The 4451-nt window shown below is 43.7% G+C and carries 4 protein-coding genes and 4 tRNA genes; all 8 read right to left on the minus strand.

Features of this window, described 5'->3' with window-relative positions; translation table 11 throughout:
• Positions 1–139: 139 nt before the first annotated feature.
• The 8 genes from A596_RS04910 to alr all read right to left on the minus strand — a co-directional run bounded on the left by A596_RS04910 (position 140) and on the right by alr (position 4220).
• Positions 140–215, minus strand: a tRNA-Thr gene (locus tag A596_RS04910).
• A gap of 19 nt (positions 216–234) precedes the next feature.
• Positions 235–308: transfer RNA gene (locus A596_RS04915), tRNA-Gly, on the minus strand.
• A gap of 57 nt (positions 309–365) precedes the next feature.
• Positions 366–449: transfer RNA gene (locus A596_RS04920), tRNA-Tyr, on the minus strand.
• A 94-nt stretch (positions 450–543) separates the two neighbouring features.
• Positions 544–619 (minus strand) — tRNA-Thr (locus A596_RS04925).
• Positions 620–664: 45 nt separating this feature from the next.
• The gene (locus A596_RS04930; protein WP_039913047.1) at positions 665–1375 is read right to left on the minus strand and encodes an SPOR domain-containing protein; all 711 of its coding nucleotides are present in this window, start codon (positions 1373–1375) and stop codon (positions 665–667) included.
• 10 nt (positions 1376–1385) lie between these two features.
• Positions 1386–2132: a type III pantothenate kinase gene (locus tag A596_RS21905; RefSeq protein ID WP_052417243.1), complete on the minus strand. Its 747-nt coding sequence runs from the start codon at positions 2130–2132 to the stop codon at positions 1386–1388.
• Positions 2129–3124 (minus strand): bifunctional biotin--[acetyl-CoA-carboxylase] ligase/biotin operon repressor BirA, encoded by a 996-nt coding sequence (gene birA, locus A596_RS04940; protein WP_039913048.1) that lies wholly within the window; start codon positions 3122–3124, stop codon positions 2129–2131. The genes A596_RS21905 and birA overlap by 4 nt, the downstream gene beginning before the upstream one ends.
• Positions 3117–4220 carry an alanine racemase gene (gene alr / locus A596_RS04945; protein ID WP_160280076.1) on the minus strand — a complete coding sequence of 368 codons (1104 nt, stop codon included), beginning with the start codon at positions 4218–4220 and terminating at the stop codon, positions 3117–3119. Before alr ends, birA begins: the two co-directional genes overlap by 8 nt.
• Between the last annotated feature and the right edge of the window lie 231 nt (positions 4221–4451).

A 4451-nucleotide genomic window follows, 5' to 3' on the forward strand; every position in this document is an offset into this window, starting at 1 on the left:
ACGTGACCGATGGTGCCCACGTTGACGTGGGGCTTGTTACGTTCAAACTTTTCCTTCGCCATTGCGAGCGCCTCCTCAGACGTAGATGACTTTACACAGATAAAAAAGCTGCGAGAGAACACCTCTCGCAGCATATTTTTGGAGCTCATAAGCAGATTTGAACTGCTGACCTCACCCTTACCAAGGGTGTGCTCTACCAACTGAGCTATATGAGCCTGATACTCTTTAAAAATTTGGAGCGGGTAGCGGGAATCGAACCCGCGCCATCAGCTTGGAAGGCTGAGGTTCTACCATTGAACCATACCCGCTTGAATCAGATATTGGCTGCTAGCTCTCAGGCTTTTGCCTTTCTCAAAAAGAGAATTTGGTGCAGGGGGGTGGATTCGAACCACCGAAGCTCACGCGTCAGATTTACAGTCTGATCCCTTTGGCCGCTCGGGAACCCCTGCCGAAAACCGCCGGCATTTTCCGGCCCACACATCGGACTGTCAATCTATTTTTTTAATAAATTCACACAGTTACGAACACAAGCCTGATCAAAATTGGAGCTGGCGAGAGGAATTGAACCCCCGACCGGCTGATTACAAGTCAGCTGCTCTACCTACTGAGCTACGCCAGCTTTTTAACCACGGCTGTTTGTGGAGGCAGAATTCTAGTGAAACATTTACTGAGAAGCAACACCTAAACAGAAATTTTGTCGTTTTTCCAAGCCAGATTGCTTCGAAAGAAGGTCGCCCCATACTGAGTCGCCTACTTTTTCAGCAAAACCGGCATCAACAACAACCCAGGTCTCCTGAATCGTCTTAGGCAAACGTTTGATTGCCGCCTCATACCCCTGGCTTTTAACCTCATTCAGTTTAACCTCAGCTTCGGCATACTCAGCAAAACGCCCAAATGAAATTCCATTTGTTAATTCGCCTTTAGTAATCACATGGCTTTCAATATTTTTCTTCTGCAACTCATACAATCGCCGTACGGCTTCCTTTTCGGACATTTCCGGCTTCAAGTAAACCCAGAAAGACTCCCCCTCCTGAATTTCAATCGGAGAGATGCGAGCGCTTACCCCTAGAGCATTTAGACGCTCAACGGCATATTCGGCCTGCAAAAGCTGCTCATAGGGGCCAAGCATTGTGCATAGCTCAGAAGTTTTTGATTCGTTTTCTGAAGATTTTGCTTTATCAATGTCTTCTGCTCTTTTAGTTAGATCGCCCTGTCTATTGACTTCTGAAAGTAAACGCAAGCTGTTCTTTGAATCATTTTTTGTATCAGATCCTTGATTTGCTGGCGAAACAGTTTCATCTCCAGCACCGAGAAAATACTGGTGAGAAAAAAATGCCAAATTTGCAATTAATAGCACAATAAAAATCGCTCGCATTTTTCTCTACTCACCTGGAACTATCAAAAATATAAGTAAGACCATCCAAAACCAATTCCGGCTTGTACAACGCTTGCGGGTAAAACGGAAGTATTTTGGAGGCATCGCCACCTGCAAAAACAATATCAAATCCAACATTAGGTGCGGCACTTTGTAATTGCTTCAGACCGTTCTCAACCAGCCCTACCAGCATAGCGGAAATTGCACAATAAACCGCCTCTGTCGTCGAGGTTCCCGGGTGCAAATTAAATAATTCAAAATTGCGATCCGGGGCAACTTGACGTGTATTTTGCTGAAGGGAATCTAGCATAAGACTCACTCCCGGAGCTATGAATCCTCCTGCATGCCGTCCATTTTCCAAGACAATATCCACTGTAATTGCAGTACCAAAGGACACCAGGAGAAATGCTTTATTTAACTGTTGATAACAGGCAATCATGCCCACCCAGCGGTCAACACCTAATCGCCAAGGTTCTTCATATCCATTCACAATACCCAAACAACTATTTGTGGACCTGGCAAATTCAGGTGCTACCGAAAGATAATCCAAACTCCATAAATTAAGGGATTGCTCTAGCGCAACTCCAACCACACTAGCCACCAATACCCGCTTTATTTGCCCGCTATATTCATCCAGCGCTGCGACCAGTTCGTTCGGCGCCCCTGAAGTTGGCAAGGAACCTCTATTTATAATTTCCTCTCCTTTGCGCAAACGCCATTTGCAGCGCGTATTTCCCAGATCCAATTCAAGTATCATTGCGCAACCCTTAATGAAAGCTCACCGCCATGATAAACCTGCATTCCAGTTTCTGTAGCAAGCTGCAATGCACCTGATTGTGTAACCCCCAAAAAGGTGCCTTCCGATAATGATTGCCCATTGCGCAACTCAACTCGCTGCCCTGTGTATGCAGCTACACTCATCCATTCCATTTGGTACGCAGAAAAGCCAGTTTTCTGGTAGCCCTGCAGCACGTTCATCAACTCATCCAGTAAAGAGGCAGCCAATTGATTACGAGAAATCATGGGTATATTTTTACCGGCTAAAATTGAGCTCAATGCTACCCATGGCTGATCAATGGATTCCGCATGCTGTTGTTGCATTGAAACATTTAATCCAACACCAATAACTAGCTGACAATATCCCGCTGGATCACCAGTCATTTCAATCAAAATGCCTGCGAGCTTTTTATTTTGATACAAAACATCGTTTGGCCATTTTAAAGCCAAGCCGGAAAGTCCAAATTTTTTCAAGGTTCGGACAATTGCCAATCCAATTGCCAAACTCAATCCATCAACAACAGCAACTCCCCCTTCAAATCCCCAACCTATAGAACAGTAAATATTTTGCGCCATGGGGCTAATCCAACTGCGCCCGCGCCTTCCTCGGCCAGCAGACTGAAACTCTGCAAAACATACCTTCATAGCTGGATTGTCCTGGCGCATGAGAAAAGAGTTCGTAGAATCAATCTGTGGAAAAATATGGATATCTAATGTAAGGGGAGATTGTAAATTTATTTTTATAAAATCCTGGTCAAGCAAATCCAACCCACCATGGATGCAATAACCGCGACCTTTTACTGAAGATAAAACAACACCGAAATTTTCTAACTTTTGAAGATGTTTCCATACCGCCGCACGACTAACGCCTAACAATCCTCCCAACTCTTCGCCTGAATGAAACTTGCCATCAGCTAGTCTCTTAACAATATCCCACAAAGCTCCCAAGTCATTTTTGCCTGCGTCAGCCATGGCTAACTCCCAATAGGTATTCACGCGGGTAACGATTCCCTAAACTTGTCAAAACCTCATAGCCAAGCAATTTATTTTTTCTACTCAGGTAATCAAGGGTAAGCTCATCATTTATTACTTCAATATTGGATTGCAGTAATTGTTCATCCGATAATGAAATCCCAGAAATATCAAAAATAGTAGCATCCATAGATACACGACCAATAGATTGGACTAGCTGCCCATCTAAAATACCTTCGGGATTTCTGCCTAAACTATGATTAATTCCATCTGCATAACCACCGGCCACCACAGCAATACGGGCACCTTTAGGTAAAATAGCATCGGCGCCATAACCTATGGTTGCCGGCTCAGACAATCTGCGCACCTGGGTAATAGGTAATGTCAATTTAACAACAGCTTTCATTGGATTAGTTATGTCTGTATTCGGTGCTATGCCATAAAGAGCAGCACCAGGACGCACCAAATCGAAATGCCATTGTTCGCCAAGAAAAACTCCCGAAGAATTGGCTAGACTAAAACGGATTTCAGGTTTGACGTTTCGCATTAGGGAAACACAGGATTGGAAAATTTCAAGTTGGGATTCATTAAGAGGATGATCAGGCTCATCAGCACAAGCCAGATGGCTCATCAACAAAACCGGATTAACTGTTTTAATTAAGTTTTTATCACAACAAAATATTTTGAACTCATCTACATCAAGACCGAATCGGGTCATTCCAGTATTAACTTTTATTGCCGATGGCATCGCTAATCCCATATCAGCGTTTATTTTGGCCCAGCTCTTTATTCCAGATACAGAACATAAAACAGGGACCAGCCTCGCTACTATAAAATCTCGTTCCTCCCCATTACGAATGCCGCCCAACACATATATATTGACTTCAGCCGGCAAAAACTTTCGAGCAGATAAAGCTTCATCAAGAGTCGCAACAAAAAATTCCCTACAGCCAGCAGCATAAAGTGCTTGCCCAACACGGACAGCGCCCAAACCATATGCATTTGCCTTAATTACCGCGGCTATCTGAGCAGAGGAAGCCAATGATTTAAGTTGAAGCCAATTCGATTGGATAGCATTAAGATTAATTGTAAGCACAAAAGAACTCGAAGACAGGGTGGACTTAAGAACACATCTAAGCAGAGGAAGCGCGTAAAAGCTATAAAAAAATAAAGAGCAGAAAGGTGCAAGCGGGCCGGAAAATACTCACAAGAGTAATAGCTGTAAGATAAAAAGCTATGCGAAATAATAATCAGGATTAGTTTATCAGTGAGCAAAAAAATCCCTGTCAGTTTTCTGACAGGGATTTTGGATTAAAAGCTTGACGAT

The organism is Cellvibrio mixtus subsp. mixtus J3-8, from assembly GCF_000766945.1.
Lineage (GTDB): Bacteria > Pseudomonadota > Gammaproteobacteria > Pseudomonadales > Cellvibrionaceae > Cellvibrio > Cellvibrio mixtus_A.